At 63.6% G+C, this 14,354-nt stretch carries 14 protein-coding genes; 8 read left to right on the top strand and 6 right to left on the bottom strand.

Annotated elements, in window-relative coordinates; genetic code table 11:
• The first annotated feature begins 98 nt into the window (after nt 1-98).
• Nucleotides 99-1,592, top strand: coding sequence for a glycerol-3-phosphate dehydrogenase (gene glpD, locus QQL79_RS14195; protein ID WP_284391910.1), 1,494 nt, complete (start codon nt 99-101; stop codon nt 1,590-1,592).
• A gap of 294 nt (nt 1,593-1,886) precedes the next feature.
• Complete coding sequence (glpK, locus tag QQL79_RS14200; protein ID WP_284391912.1) at nt 1,887-3,374, top strand: glycerol kinase GlpK; 1,488 nt, start codon at nt 1,887-1,889, stop codon at nt 3,372-3,374.
• Between the two features lie 209 nt (nt 3,375-3,583).
• Here the strand turns inward: glpK and QQL79_RS14205 are convergent, their stop codons facing one another.
• Nucleotides 3,584-4,102 (bottom strand): CAP domain-containing protein, encoded by a 519-nt coding sequence (locus tag QQL79_RS14205; protein ID WP_284391914.1) that lies wholly within the window; start codon nt 4,100-4,102, stop codon nt 3,584-3,586.
• Between the two features lie 15 nt (nt 4,103-4,117).
• Nucleotides 4,118-4,969: an aminoglycoside phosphotransferase family protein gene (locus tag QQL79_RS14210; protein ID WP_284391915.1), complete on the bottom strand. Its 852-nt coding sequence runs from the start codon at nt 4,967-4,969 to the stop codon at nt 4,118-4,120.
• Between QQL79_RS14210 and QQL79_RS14215 the strand changes: the two genes are divergently transcribed.
• Both QQL79_RS14215 and QQL79_RS14220 read left to right on the top strand, forming a co-directional pair.
• On the top strand, nt 4,968-5,144 hold the full coding sequence (locus tag QQL79_RS14215) for a hypothetical protein (RefSeq protein ID WP_284391917.1): 177 nt from the start codon (nt 4,968-4,970) through the stop codon (nt 5,142-5,144). The genes QQL79_RS14210 and QQL79_RS14215 overlap by 2 nt on opposite strands.
• Nucleotides 5,145-5,192: 48 nt before the next feature.
• Nucleotides 5,193-5,357 carry a hypothetical protein gene (locus tag QQL79_RS14220; protein WP_284391918.1) on the top strand — a complete coding sequence of 55 codons (165 nt, stop codon included), beginning with the start codon at nt 5,193-5,195 and terminating at the stop codon, nt 5,355-5,357.
• A gap of 137 nt (nt 5,358-5,494) precedes the next feature.
• Here the strand turns inward: QQL79_RS14220 and uxaC are convergent, their stop codons facing one another.
• Nucleotides 5,495-6,910 carry a glucuronate isomerase gene (uxaC, locus tag QQL79_RS14225; RefSeq protein ID WP_284391919.1) on the bottom strand — a complete coding sequence of 472 codons (1,416 nt, stop codon included), beginning with the start codon at nt 6,908-6,910 and terminating at the stop codon, nt 5,495-5,497.
• A 212-nt stretch (nt 6,911-7,122) separates the two neighbouring features.
• Between uxaC and QQL79_RS14230 the strand changes: the two genes are divergently transcribed.
• From QQL79_RS14230 to QQL79_RS14245, 4 genes are all read left to right on the top strand, one after another.
• Complete coding sequence (locus QQL79_RS14230; RefSeq protein ID WP_284391921.1) at nt 7,123-7,275, top strand: hypothetical protein; 153 nt, start codon at nt 7,123-7,125, stop codon at nt 7,273-7,275.
• Between the two features lie 221 nt (nt 7,276-7,496).
• Complete coding sequence (locus QQL79_RS14235) at nt 7,497-8,168, top strand: response regulator transcription factor (protein WP_284391923.1); 672 nt, start codon at nt 7,497-7,499, stop codon at nt 8,166-8,168.
• A 116-nt stretch (nt 8,169-8,284) separates the two neighbouring features.
• Entirely contained in the window at nt 8,285-10,747 is a 2,463-nt protein-coding gene (locus QQL79_RS14240; RefSeq protein WP_284391925.1) for a sensor histidine kinase, read from the top strand.
• A gap of 197 nt (nt 10,748-10,944) precedes the next feature.
• Nucleotides 10,945-11,115, top strand: a complete 171-nt coding sequence (locus tag QQL79_RS14245; RefSeq protein ID WP_200877185.1) for a hypothetical protein — start codon at nt 10,945-10,947, stop codon at nt 11,113-11,115.
• A gap of 123 nt (nt 11,116-11,238) precedes the next feature.
• Here QQL79_RS14245 and QQL79_RS14250 read toward each other — a convergent pair whose 3' ends face one another.
• From QQL79_RS14250 to QQL79_RS14260, 3 genes are read right to left on the bottom strand one after another with little or no spacing between them, the layout of a single operon-like run.
• Nucleotides 11,239-12,786, bottom strand: a complete 1,548-nt coding sequence (locus QQL79_RS14250) for a tripartite tricarboxylate transporter permease (RefSeq protein ID WP_284391928.1) — start codon at nt 12,784-12,786, stop codon at nt 11,239-11,241.
• Nucleotides 12,787-12,801: 15 nt separating this feature from the next.
• Nucleotides 12,802-13,287 (bottom strand): tripartite tricarboxylate transporter TctB family protein, encoded by a 486-nt coding sequence (locus tag QQL79_RS14255; protein ID WP_284391930.1) that lies wholly within the window; start codon nt 13,285-13,287, stop codon nt 12,802-12,804.
• Nucleotides 13,284-14,228, bottom strand: coding sequence for a Bug family tripartite tricarboxylate transporter substrate binding protein (locus QQL79_RS14260; RefSeq protein WP_284391932.1), 945 nt, complete (start codon nt 14,226-14,228; stop codon nt 13,284-13,286). Before QQL79_RS14260 ends, QQL79_RS14255 begins: the two co-directional genes overlap by 4 nt.
• Nucleotides 14,229-14,354: the final 126 nt, after the last annotated feature.

The raw sequence follows: 14,354 nt of genomic DNA on the forward strand, positions 1-14,354 counted from the left end.
CTTGTATGGAAGATGAATTTCGGGCGACAGGCGAAACTGTGGCCTTCCAAAACGAAATTTGCTCGCGTAGAAGCGAAAGCATATCGAAAGAGGTAGAAATGATGGCCGGGCAAGTCGATGTCTTTGTGATTGGCGGAGGCATCAATGGCGCGAGCGTGGCGCGCGACGCGGTGGGGCGCGGCTATTCGGTGATGCTGGCGGAGATGCACGACCTGGCATCGGGCACGTCATCGGCAGCGACCAAGCTGGTGCATGGCGGGCTGCGCTATCTCGAACATTACGAATTCCGGCTGGTGCATGAAGCACTGGCGGAACGCGAAGTGCTGTGGGCCAATGCGCCGCACATTATCAAGCCGCTGCGGTTCGTGCTGCCGCATCACAAGGGGCTGCGGCCGGCTATGGTGCTGCGGGCTGGCCTCGCCATGTATGATTATATGGGCGGGCGGCGGCTATTGCCGCCGACCAAGACGCTGGACCTGACGCGGAACGAGACCGGCAAGCCGCTCAAGCCCGGCTATCGGCTGGGGTTCGAATATTCGGACTGCTGGGTGGACGATGCACGGTTCGTGGTGCTGAACGCGCGCGACGCGGCCGATCGTGGCGCCACTATCCATGTACGGACCAAGGTGACGAGCGCGAGGCGGGAAGATGGGGGCTGGACCATCGAGCTGGATGGCGAGGGCGGGCACCAAAGCGTGCGGGCCAAGCTGATCGTCAATGCGGCGGGGCCCTGGGTGGACCATGTGATCAATGGCACGATGGGCAAGAATGGCGCGCATAATGTGCGGCTGGTCAAAGGCAGCCATATCGTGGTCAACAAGCTTTATGACCATGACCGCTGCTATATTTTCCAGAATGCGGATGGGCGGATCATCTTCGCCATTCCCTATGAGAATGACTTCACACTGATCGGCACGACCGACGAGGATTATAAGGGCGACCCCAAGGATGTGGCGATCTCGGACAAGGAGACCGATTATCTCTGCGCGGCGGCGAGCGAATATTTCGCCAAGCCGGTGAGCCGGAGTGACATTGTGTGGACCTATTCGGGGGTGCGGCCGCTGTTTGACGATGGGGCGAGCGCGGCGCAGGAGGCCACGCGCGATTATGTGCTCAAGGTTGATGGCGACGCGCAGATGGGCGCGGCGGTCAATGTGTTTGGTGGGAAACTGACCACCTCACGGCGGCTGGCGGAATCGGTGCTCGAGAAAATCGAGGGCGTGCTGGGCAAGAAGGGGCCGGCCTGGACCAAGGTGAGCAAATTGCCGGGCGGGGATTTCGAGCCACTGGCGTTCGACGCCGAAGTGCGGCGGCTGCACAAGGATTATGCCGATATGCCCGATGGGCTGGTGCGGCGGCTGATGCGGCTTTATGGCAGCAAAGCGCGGATTATCCTGGGCGACGCCAAAGACGTCGGTGGGCTGGGGCGGCATTTTGGGGCGGACTTGTATCAGGCCGAGGTGGATTACCTGATGGCGCAGGAATGGGCGCGGGTGGGCCAGGATGTGCTGTGGCGGCGGACCAAGCTGGGGCTGCGGGTCAGTGCGGATGAGGCGGTGGAATTGGATGGGTATATGGCGGCGCGGGGGTGAGTGAATTTTGAGGGCGTCGGCTGCTTCGCTTCCCTCCCCCACTAAACCACCCCCTCCCCGGCCCTCCCCTCAAGGGGGAGGGAGGGCAAGAGCCGATGTTTTCTGCCGTGGTAGAAACCGGCTAGGAAACAGAGGTTCCCGCTTTCGCGGGAATGACATTGTTGGGGAGTGGGCATCCAGGCATGGGATGGCTCCAAACCCCTCACCCTGACTATTCTGCTGAACGCAGAACAGTCTGTCCCTCCCCCACAAGGGGCGAGGGGAGAAAGAACGACAAGCTCGGCTGGAGGAACAATGAGCGGATATATTCTGGCGATCGATCAGGGGACGACGTCGAGCCGGGCGATTGTGTTTGGCAAGGACCGGACCATTGCCGGAGTGGGGCAGAAGGAATTTACCCAGATTTTTCCGCGGGATGGCTGGGTGGAGCATGACCCCGAGGAAATCTGGGAGAGCGTGGTCTGGGCGGTCAAGGAGGCGCTGAAGGCTGCCAAGATTGGCGCTGGGGATCTGTCGGCGATTGGCATTACCAATCAGCGCGAGACGACGCTGATCTGGGATCGCAAGAGCGGCAAGCCCATTCACAATGCCATTGTGTGGCAGGACCGGCGGACGGCGGCCTATTGCGCCAAGCTCAAGGCGGCGGGCCATGAAAAGGCGATCACCAAGAAGACCGGCCTGCTGCTCGACCCCTATTTTTCCGGCACGAAAGTGCGCTGGCTGCTGGACAATGTGAAGGGCGCCCGCAAGCGTGCGGAAAAGGGCGAACTGGCCTTTGGCACGGTTGATAGCTTCCTGATCTGGCGGCTGACGGGCGGCAAGCGGCACGTGACCGACGCGACCAATGCGGGGCGCACATTGCTGTTCGATATCGGGCGGAACCGCTGGGACAAGGGGTTGCTGGAGCTGTTCGACATTCCGGCGGCGCTGCTGCCGGAGGTAGAGGATTGCGCGGCCGATTTCGGGGTGACCGAGGCCGAATTGTTTGGCGCGGCGATCCCTATTCTGGGGGTGGCGGGCGACCAGCATGCGGCGACGATCGGGCAGGCCTGCTTTGAGCCGGGCATGCTGAAATCGACCTATGGCACGGGGTGTTTTGCGCTGCTCAATACGGGCAAGGACATGGTGGCGAGCCAGAACAGGCTGCTCACGACCATCGCCTATCGGCTGGATGGGCAGACGACCTATGCGCTGGAAGGCTCGATCTTTATCGCCGGGGCGGCGGTGCAGTGGATTCGTGATGGGCTGAAGCTGGTCAAGCATGCCAGCGAGACCGGACCGCTGGCCGAGAGCGCCGACCCGAGCCAGCATGTCTACATGGTGCCCGCCTTTGTGGGCCTGGGGGCGCCCTGGTGGGATGCCGAGGCGCGGGGGGCGATCTATGGGCTGACACGCAATTCGGGGCCGGCGGAAATCGCCCGGGCGGCGCTGGAGGCAGTTTGCTACCAGACGCTCGACCTGTTGGCAGCCATGCGCAAGGACTGGAAGGGCGGGCAGGACACGGTGTTGCGCGTGGATGGCGGCATGGTGGCGTCGGACTGGACCATGCAGTTTCTGGCCGATGTGCTGGACGCGCCGGTGGATCGGCCGACAATCCTTGAGACCACCGCGCTGGGGGCGGCGTGGCTGGCCGGATCGCGCGCCGGGGTATGGCCGGGGATGAAGGAATTTGCCGCCGGCTGGGCGCGGGATAAGCGGTTCGAGCCGAAAATGGCGGCGGGGGAGCGCAAGAGTAAGGTCAAGGGGTGGAATGCGGCGGTGCGGCGGACGTTGACGGCGTAGGGGCGCACCTGGTCTTGTGCGAGTGACTCCACTCCTGGGGTGGGTATCCAGCTATTTTCAACGCACAGGCGGTTCCTTCGGGCTTAACCCGAGAGCCTATTGTCAACCCGGCGCAAGCGGCGAGCGGCCCTCGGATCAAGTCCGAGGGAGGCGATTGTGATGGGGCGGCATGATGCCACCTCGTGGTTCGACGAGGCCGTTCCCCTGCCCTATTGATACACCCGCCAGGCGTCGAAACTGCCGCCGGCGATCATGGCCCAGTAGAGACGGCCGGCTTGGGTACGGGTGACGGCGAGGCCGAATTCGGTGAATTTGGGGCTGAGCAAGGTGCCGCGATGACCGGCCGAATTCATCCAGCCTTGCAGAGCTGCTTCGAGCGAGGTGTGGCCGCGGGCGAGGTTTTCGCCGACAGCGCCGATATAGCCGGCGGCGGTAACGCGTTCGCGCAGGGTGACGCCGAGATCGTGGCTGAGCGTATCGCGCTGGGCCATCAGACGGGCCTGGGAGCGCGCGGCGTTTTCGAGGGACTGGCTATAGCTCCAGGGCGCGGCGCCATTGGCTTTGCGCACGGCATTGACCGCCGACATGATCTGATCGGGCGTGAGCGTTTCGGGCGTGGGCGCGGCAGCGGCGGGCGCCAAAGCCGGCATGGTGGAAGCGCAGGCCGAGAGCGCCATGGCGGCACCCAGCATGAGGAAGCCGCGGCGCGTGGTGGTGGTAGGGATCATCGATGGGTCCATGGACTAGGAGGCCTGGTCGTAGGCGCTGAGCAGATTGGGCAGACAGGCCAGCTGGCCGGTTATGGCGTTGCCATCGGCCAGGTCCCAACAGGCTGAAAGGGCGGCATGGGCGGCCGCCCAGCCCAGAATACGCTTGCGGGGATAGGCCAGGCGCTGCGCCAGGATATCGGCGCGGGCGGCGATGCGGCGCGGATCGGCGGCGATGGCATCGGCGCGCTCGGGATTGATGAAGACATTGGCGACTTCATAGACCGGATCCCCCAACAGCCCCTTCGGATCGATGGCCAGCCAGCCGCGATCGGAGGAGATGATATTGTCGTGGTGCAGATCGCCATGGAGGGGAATCTGGGCGGTGGGCCGGTCGAAAAGGCGGAGCGCTATGCCGCTGGCGCGAGCATAGAGATCGCGCGAGGTGTGGGGCCAGGCACGCACATCGGTATCGAACAGGGTCTGGAAGCGATCGCGCAGCGGCTGGAGGCCTTCGGGCGCGCCTTCGCGCGGACGGTGGAGATTGGCGACGACGGTGGCGACGGCAATGGTGCCCTCATCGTCATGGCCGGCGCGGACGGCATCGCCCAGGGTGCTGCCATCGAGCCATTCCATGAAGATGGTATTGCCATGAATGTCGAAGACCGTGGCGGCACCCTCCCCGCCATACCAGTTCATCAATTGGGCGCCCCTGCCCTCTTCCTCGGCGGCCAAGGGCTTCAGAATTTTGAGGGCGGCGAAGTTGCGGCCATTCTGCTCGACGCGGAAAACCCAGCTGGTTGCGGTTTCGGCGACGGGCGTCGACTTGGTCAGGGACCAGCGGATCATGGCGCGGCTGAGCGCGGTTTCGGCGGGAGACTGATTCATGTCAGCCATTAAATCAGAAGGCTTGCTTGCTTTCGACATTAACTGCGCTTGGCGAAAAAACTTGATCGAAATGCGGCACGGTAGCTTTTTGGTAAGCAAGATGCTTGGCGGAATGGCAACCTTAACGGCAGCAAACCCCAATCCGGCAAGTTTTGATAAAGTTGGCTGGAGCTAGACTGATCCCGACGCAGAAGACAGCGCCCACCACAGAGGGAACTGGATCATGACGTATCAAAGCGAAGACCCGAGCAGACTTTCCGACATCGTAGCGGCCGACGAGGCCGCGCCTGGCCTGGGACGGCAGGTGTTCAACGGGGTGACCGGGACACTGGTGCTGCTGGTGACGGGGATTTTGGTATTGCTGGTGGTGTTGTGGAAGTCGCCGTGAGGGTTCGCCCCTCCCCGCTCTTCGACCGCCGCCGCCCTCGGGCCTGACCCGAGGGCCATTTTCCAACCCGGCACAAGGTGCGAGCGGCCCTCGGGTCAAGCCCGAGGGAAGCGATTGTGGGTGGAGCAGATTAAGGCCTAGCTGATCCTGTAGGCGTCCTTGGCCGCTTGATAGCTCAGATGTTTAGCCAGTTCCTCGGCCGTGCTCCTGCTGAGGCGGTTTTCGGCGACCCAGGTGGCCAGGAACCCGCAGACTTCGCGGCGCCAGACGTCGTGGCGGGCGGGGATGGAGAGCAGGGCGCGGGTGTCGTCGTTGAAGCCGGCGAGATTATAGAAGCCGGCGGTCTCAACCACTTGATCCAGATAGCGGCGGATGCCCTGGGGGCTATCGTGGAACCACCATGGTGGGCCGATCATCAGGCTGGGCCAATAGCCGGCCATGGGCGCCAGTTCGCGGGCATAGGTGGTTTCGTCGAGCACGAACATGATCAGCCGCAGGTTTGGCTCGTTGCCGCAGCGGGCGAGCAGAGCGCGCATGCCGTTGACATAATCGGTGGTGCCGGGAATGTCGGCGCCGAGATCGGCGCCGCGGGTGGCGAACAATAGCGGATCGGTATTGCGGCGCGAGCCGGCGTGGAGCTGCATGACCATGCCGTCTTCGACCGAGAGCAAGGCCATTTCGGTCATCATCTGGGCGCGGAACAGTTCGGCGTCGGCGGCGTCATGCTTGCCCGCGAGAATCTTGTCGAGCAGAGCCTGCTTTTCGATGAGGGGTAGATCGGCGGTGTTGGCCGAGGGCACGCCATGGTCGGTGGCGACGGCGCCGAAGCGGCGGAAATATTCGCGGCGGGCGCGGTGGGCATTGATCAGCCCGGCCCAATTGGTGACGTCCTCGCCGGTCAGTTCGGCAAATTTCTTGAGGTTGTCGACAATGGCGGGGCGGCTGGGATCGGTCACGTCATCGGGGCGATAGGTGGTGCGGACGCGGCCCAGAATGCCGGTCTCGGCCATCTTCTGGTGATGAACCAGAGGATCGAGGGCGAATTCAGTGGTGGTGATGACTTCGACCTTGGCGCGATCGAGCAAAGCCAGTGGCAGCAGGTCGGGGGTGGCGAGGGCGGCGTCGATCGTGTCGTAGATGGCGTCGGCTGTGGCCGATGACAGCTCGTCGGTGATGCCGAAACCCCATTGCAGGGAATGGTCGATCCAGGTCTTGGACGGGGTGCCGGCGAAGAGGTGATAATTGGCGGCGAAAAGGCGCCAGGCGGTGCGGCCATCGGCAACGGGCTTGCCATCCTTGCGGGGAACGCCCAGCGCATCATAGGTCAGCCCGCGGCTGCGCAGCATGCGCAGCACATAATGATCGGGCGTGAGGAAGAGCGCGGCCGGATCGGAGAAGCGCCCATTATTGGCGAACCAGGATGGATCGGTGTGGCCATGCGGGCAGATCAGCGGCAGATCAGCCACGGCAGGATAGAGCTCGCGCGCGATGGATTGCGCGGGCTGGGACGCGGGAAACAAGCGATCGGGGTGGAGATGGGCTGGATGGGTCATGGCCCATGTTCTGCCACGGCGCGCGGGCCGGATCAAGCATCTACCATACAAGATCAGGATAGATCGGATTTTATGTAAATTAACCGCTTTGGCAGGGAGCGGTTCGCATGGAGGGGGTGGCGGGGTTAGCTTTTTGTCGTGGGTGAGAAGAGCTTAATGCGGCGACCCTCCGACAATAGCTGGCGCAGTGGCCGGCACTATAGGGGCGGCAAATGACACATCTGGATACATCCGATATCAAGGCGACACGGCTGGCGGCCCATCGCTCGGCGCAGATGCAGCGGGCACAGACCATGCTGATGGCGGCAGGGCTGGCGGCGCTGGGCATTGTGGCGGTGGCGGCTTCGATGATGGCGGTGTTTTAGCACTTGGCGTCGTGCGGAGGAGAGAACCCCTCACCCTGACTTTCTGCTGAACGCAGAAAGTCTGTCTTAGCCATTCAAGCATAGCTCTCATGGCCTTCTCATTTCAAATCGCTCCACCGGAGCGATTTGCCCTGCGGGACAACTCGAAGTCCCGCAAGGGGCGAGGGTTGAGCCCTGTGGCTCGCGAGCATAGGGTGCCGGCGGGGAGACCATCGGCGCTGATGCGAATATTGCTTGTCGAAGACAATGAGGATTTGGGCGAGGCCATCGAAAAGCGCCTGCGCACGGCTGGACACTCCGTGGAATGGGTGCGGGACGGCAATGATGTGGTGCCGGCCGCCGAGGGGGATGCGTTCGATGCGGTGGCGCTCGATCTGATGCTGCCCAATCGCGACGGGATCGGGCTGATCGCCGAATTGCGCAAGCGTAAGTTCAATGCACCCATTCTGGTGATTACGGCGCGCTCGGAAATCGATGACAAGGTGAGCCTGCTCGATCTGGGGGCGGATGATTATCTGGTCAAGCCCTTCGACCTGCGCGAGCTGGAAGCGCGGCTGCGGGCGCTGATGCGGCGGACGGGCGGGCAGACATCGAGCACGCTGGGTGTGGGCAATCTCGAACTGGATATGGCCGGGCTCAATGCGGCGATTGGCGGCAAATCGCTGGAGCTGGGGAGGCGCGAATTCCGGCTGCTGGAAATTCTGGTGACCAATGCGGGCAAGGTGGTGCCCAAGGAACGGCTGATGAACCAGCTGTTCAATTTCGATGAAGCTGTGTCGGTCAATGCGCTGGAGCTGCATATTTCGCGGCTGCGCAAGAAGCTGGAAGCGGCGAGTATTGAAATCGGGACAGTGCGCGGCGTGGGGTATGTGCTGCGGGCGCCGCATGGGTAGGATGCAGCATCCTACCTATGCCGAGGAACGCGCTTCGAAATCGCGGCTCTCGCCACCCGTCCCTGCCCTCCCCATCAAGGGGAGGGTGGACCCAGTGGCTGGGACTGGATGGTGCCATGCCCACTAGTTTTTCCATTCGGCGGCGGATTTTGGCGTTGGCGGTGGCGTTGCTGCTGGGGGCGGCGGTAATCCTGGTGGTGTTTATCCGCGATTATGCGGAGCGGGCCGCCGATCGGGCGTTTGATCGGTTGCTGGCGGCGTCGGCGCTGACGATTGCCGGGGCGGTGCAGGTGGAAAATGATGCGGTGATCGTGGAATTGCCGTTTGCTTCGTTTGGCATGTTTTCGGGCCGGGACCGGGTGTTTTATGCGGTGGAAGACCCGCGGGGGCGGGCGGTGACCGGGTACGACGATCTGTCGGCCAATCTGGAGGAAATGCAGTCGGCGGGGCCGGTATTTCAGGATGCGATGTATCGCGGCGAGCTGGTGCGGGTGGCCAGCGTTGGGCGGTTGACCTCGTCGGCAAGCGAGACCGATTGGGTGACCATTCATGTGGCCGAGACGCAGAATGAGCGCGAGGCGCTGGCCAATGAGATTTTGGGCAATGCCATCGTGCCGGTGGTGGCGCTGACGCTGCTGGCGGTGGGGCTGGTGTGGTTTGGCATTGGGCGGATGTTTGCGCCGCTTTATCAGCTGGAGCAGGCTTTGCGCGGGCGGGCGCCGGATGATCTGTCGCCGCTGGATGTGCCGGTGCCGGTGGAGGTGAGCCAGCTGGTGGGGGCACTCAATGCCTTCATGGCGCGGCTGGGCAGCAGCATGGAGCGGCTGAGCGGGCTGGTGGCTGAAGCGGCGCATGAAGTGCGCACGCCGCTCGCCTCGCTGCGCGCGCAGGCGGAAGTGGCGATGGACGAGCAGGACCCGGATGCGCTGCGCCGGCGGGTGGGGCGGATACACCAGGGGGCGATCCAGGCCAGCCAATTGGTGTCGCAATTACTGATGGACGCGACCATTTCCCATCGCCTGGAAAACCAGGAGAGCGACACGACGCCGTTTGGCGCGGTGATCGAGGATGTGCGGCAGCGGCTGGACGGGGATCAATCGGCGCGGCTCAGCCTCGATATTCCCGAGGCGGTTGCAGTGGCACAAATCCGCGGGGATCGGGTGGCGCTGCGGGAGATGGTCCGCAATGTGGTCGATAATGCCATGGTCTATTCGGAGGGGTCGGTTTCCATCGCCGGAGCGGTGGCAGATGGGGTGCTGACCATGGTGGTGACCGATAGCGGGCCGGGCATTCCCGATACCGAAAAGGGCGTGGTGCTGGAGCGGTTCAAGCGGGGCAGCAGTTCCAGCGCCAAGGTGGGGTCGGGGCTGGGGCTATCCATCGTCAAGCGGGTGGTGGAGGCGCATCGCGGGGTGTTGCGGCTCAGGGACCGGAAGGGCGGTGGGCTGGCGGTGGAGATCGAATTGCCGCTGGTGGGACGCAATCCCAAGCTTGAGCAGATGCGCAAGGCGCTGGGGAGCGTCGCCATGCTGGCGCTGTGCCTGGTGCTGGTGCAGCCGGATCAGGCTTGGGCTGTTGAATCCCGGTATCCGGCGCCGGATGGCAGCAGCGAGGAGGTGCTGACCATATTGGGGGTGACCGATACGCCGCTGTTTGCCCAGTTCGTGGCGGGGTTTCAGCTGCGCTGGCCGGGCGTGACGGTCATTTATGAAGAGACCGATTCCGTGCCGCTTTATGAGCGGTTTCTCGCGGGGGATACCGACCCCAAGCCGGATCTGGTGATCAGTTCGGCCTCGGACCTGCAGGTGAAGCTCGCCAATGACGGCTATGCCTTGGCCTATGACAGCCCCTATCTGGCACAGCTGCCGGAATGGGCGCATTGGCGCAATGAGTTGTTCGGGTTCACGTTCGAGCCGGCGGTGATCATCTACAATCCCAGCCTGATCGCGCCCGAGGAGGTGCCGCGCACCCATCTGACGCTGGCTGAATTGCTGGAGAACCAGACGGCACGGTTCCGCGGCAAGATCGCCACCTATCATATCGGGGTTTCCGGGGTGGGCTATCTGCTGGCGGCGCAGGACCAGACGATTTCGTCGAACTTCTGGCGGCTGGCGGCGGCGTTTGGCCGGGTGGGGGCGCAATTCAGCGGGTCGAGCCCGGCCATTCTCAATGGCGTGGCCGATGGCTCGCTGGCGCTTGGGTATAATGTGCTGGGCTCTTATGCCTTTGCGCGCAAGGCGGCGGGGGCCAATATCGAAATCGTGGTGCCCGATGATTATGTGCTGGTACTGACGCGATCCATGATGATCCCGCGCGATGCGCCCTATCCTGAATTGGGCAAGGCATTTGTGGACTTTGCCTTGTCGCCCGAGGGGCAGGCCATTGCGGCGGGGCAGACGGCGCTGGGCTCGGTGGTGCCGGGCGGCAGTGGAGATTGGAGCAGCGAGGCCATTGCGGCGCGGGGGCGCGGGGTGATCCAGCCGATTCCGCTGGGGCCGGCGCTGCTGGTGGCGCTGGACCAGCAGAGGAAGCGGCGGTTTTTGGATACGTGGCAGGAGATTGTTTCGCCCAAGCCGTGAGAAAATCCATGCACCCAGCGCATGGCAGCGGGTGGTTATTTGGAATATCGCCTGAAAACGGCCGTTTGCGGCAGGCCATTCGCGCTGAATGCATGGCTGGAATGATGGAATTGCCCTACCGGTCTGGGGCAGATGGGCCCATTTACACTCTCATGAAAGCGCGCGGCGATCTGGCCGGGCCTTGAGAGGAAATGGCAATGAGCACTCATCGGAACAATCGTTTCTTTGCAGCCCTTGGTACCTTCGTGGAAGTGTTCGGCAGCGCTGCTGCCGTATCCAACGCGGTGGAAGCCGGGCGTGCTCCCAAGGCCAAGCATCTCAAGACCCTTGGCATCGACGCTGACGCTTTCCGTTCGATCGGCAGGTAAGTCTCCCTGCTCGAAGCGGGGCGCTGGCCCCTCCCTGTGCGACCCGTATCGAGTTGTCGATCGACGTGAAAAAGCCCGGATACCCTTGATTGGGTATCCGGGCTTTTGCTTTACCAGCCAGGATCAGTCCTCGTTGGCGGCGAGCGAACTGAGCACGGCGCCCCTGCCCCGCAGGCGCATGATCAGCGGCAGGACGATGGCGACGATCGCGACGGCGTACATCGTCACAGCAATCGGGGAATGGACCAGGATGATCGGATCGCCCTGGCTGATGGCCAGCGCCCGGCGCAGTTGCTGCTCGGCCATGGGGCCGAGAATGAGCCCGACGACGACCGGGGCGATTGGGTAATCGAAGCGGCGCAGCAGATAACCCAGAAGGCCGAAGACCAGCAACATGCCCAGCTCGAACGAGAACGGGATGGGGCCGAGCCGCCCGGACATGGCGCCATTGGCGCCGATCGTGCCCAGGGTGGCAAAGACCAGAATGCCGGCATAGAGCCAGGGCTTGGGAATGGTCAGCAGCCGCACCCAGAGACCGATCAGCGGCAGGTTGAGCACCAGCAGCATGAGATTGGCGACGAGGAGGCTGGCGATCAGTGACCAGACCAGGGGCGCGTTATTGGCGAACAACAAGGGGCCGGGCTGGAGCCCGAATTGCTGGAAGCCCGCCAGCATGATGGCGGCGGTGGCCGAGGTGGGCAGGCCCAAAGTCAGCAGCGGCACGAGCGTGCCGGCGGCCGAGGCATTGTTGGCGGCCTCGGGCCCGGCGACGCCTTCGATGGCGCCCTGGCCGAATTCCTCGGGATGCTTGGTGAGGCGCTTTTCGGTGGCATAGGAAAAGAAGGTGCCGATTTCGGCGCCGCCGGCCGGCATGGCGCCGATGGGGAAGCCGATCAGCGTGCCGCGCAGCCAGGCGCCCCAGGAGCGTTTCCAATCCTCAAGCGTCATCCAGACCGAGCCTTTGACCGCCAGCACCTCTTCCTTGATCTGGTTGGGATTGGCGGCAATGGCCAGGGTTTCGCCAATGGCAAAGAGCGCCACAGCAAGAGTAGTGACCTCGATGCCGTCGAGCAGGTCGGGAATGCCGAAGGCGAGGCGCGACTGGCCGGTTTGCAGGTCGATGCCGATTACGCCGAGGCCCAGGCCAATGAACAAGGCCGTAATGCCGCGCAGGGCGCTATTGCCGAAGGCGGCCGAGACGGTGATGAAGGCCAGCACCATCAGCGCGAAATAATCGGCGGGGCCGAAGGACAAAGCCACTTTGACCACCCAGGGGGCGATGAAGGCGAGCGCCAGTGTGGCGATGAGACCGGCGACGAAGGAGCCGATGGCGGCGGTGGCAAGCGCGGGACCGCCACGGCCCTTGCGGGCCATTTTATTGCCCTCGAGCGCGGTGACGATGGAGGCGCTTTCGCCTGGCGTGTTGAGCAGGATGGAGGTGGTCGAGCCGCCATACATGCCGCCGTAATAGATGCCGGCAAACATGATCAGCGAGCCGGTGGGATCGAGCCGATAGGTGACGGGCAGCAGCAGCGCCACAGTCAGCGCCGGGCCGATGCCGGGCAGCACGCCGACGGCGGTGCCCAGGGTCACGCCGATCAGGCCATAGATGAGATTTTGCCACTGCAGGGCGGCAACGAGCCCCTGGGCGAGCAGACCGAAGGTATCCATGTCAGCGCCTTCCGATCAGGGAACGAGACGTTCAAGCGGGCCCGTGGGCAGGGAAAGCTGCAGGCCGCGCGAAAAAATGAACCAGACGACGAAGGCAAAGACCACGCCGATGGGGATGGTCTGCCAGAGCGGACCGCGCCCAAAACCCTTGGCCGTGAAGGCAAAGAGAATGCCGGTGGCGATCGAGAAGCCGGCCCAGCCCAACAGCAGCAATTGGGCGACGAGCCCGCCGACAATCCAGGCCATGGGGCCGTAATTGTCGCGTTCGCGCGCCGGGAAGGTGCCGCGAAAGGCGGCAAAGGCCGTGCCGATGGCGAGAATGATCAAACCGCCGGCAATGACATAGGGGAAAACGGTGGGCCCGACCCGCGCCTGGATGGGCGGTACGCGCATCATCGAGGTCTGCCAGATGATGACGGCGGCAATGGCCGCCAGCACCAGCGCTATGACAAGCGCCGCCCCATCGGGGCGGCGCGAGAGATTGTTTTCGCCTGTCGTCATTGCACCAGGCCAATGTCTTTCAGGATGGCCGTGGTGGCTTCGGTATCAGCGGCGAGCTGGGTGTCGAAGTCCGCGCCAGCGAGATACATGTCGGCCCAGCCCTTGGTGGCAAGCGCGGTCTTCCAGGCTTCCGAATTGACCATCTTGTCGATATCGGCGGTGATGGCGGCCTTCTGCTCATCGGTGATGCCGGGGGCAGCAGCGACCATGCGCCAGTTTTCAACGACGAGATCAACACCCGATTCGCTCAGGGTCGGGATATCAGAGCCTTCGAGGCGGGTTGCGCCGGTCGAAGCCAGGGCGCGCAGATCGCCGGACTGGATCTGGGCGTCGAATTCACCAAGGCCGGAAATGCCGACGGTGACCTGACCGCCAAGCACGGCTGCCAGGGCTTCGCCACCGCCCGAATAGGCGATGTAGTTGACCGTGGTCGGATCGACGCCAACGGTCTTGGCGAAGAGGCCGGCCGCGATATGGTCGACGCCACCGGCCGAACCGCCGGCCCAGGACACCGAACCGGGATCGGCCTTGAGTTTGGCGACGAGATCATCAACGGTTTGCAGCTCGGAGGCGGCAGGCACGACGATGACGTCGGATTCGCCGGTGAGGCGGGCGATGGGGGTGACATTGGCCAGCGAGACGGGCGAGGCATTGGTGAGGATTGCGCCCACCATGACATAGCCGCCAACGATCAGTGCATTGGGATTGGCGTTATACTGATTGACGAACTGGGCGAGGCCAATGGTGCCACCGGCGCCCGGAACGTTGGTGACCTGGACATTGCCCGAAATACCATCGGCCTGCAGGGCCTCCTGCATGGTGCGGGCGGTCTGGTCCCAGCCGCCGCCGGGGGCAGCAGGCGCCATGATAGTATAGTCGGCCGCGTAGGCGGGGACCGCGAGTGCACTGGAAACCAGCGCGGCGAGAAGCAGCTTGTTCATAGATCCTCCCATGTAAAAATCCGGACGTCGTTCCGTCCGGCAGGACTGCCATACTAGGGCCGCTCCCTGTCACCGTCCTGTCACGCCGGTTTTGACCGGTCGCGATGTTGGGCGGAGGATTTTCCA

The organism is Devosia yakushimensis (genome assembly GCF_030159855.1).
GTDB lineage: Bacteria > Pseudomonadota > Alphaproteobacteria > Rhizobiales > Devosiaceae > Devosia > Devosia yakushimensis.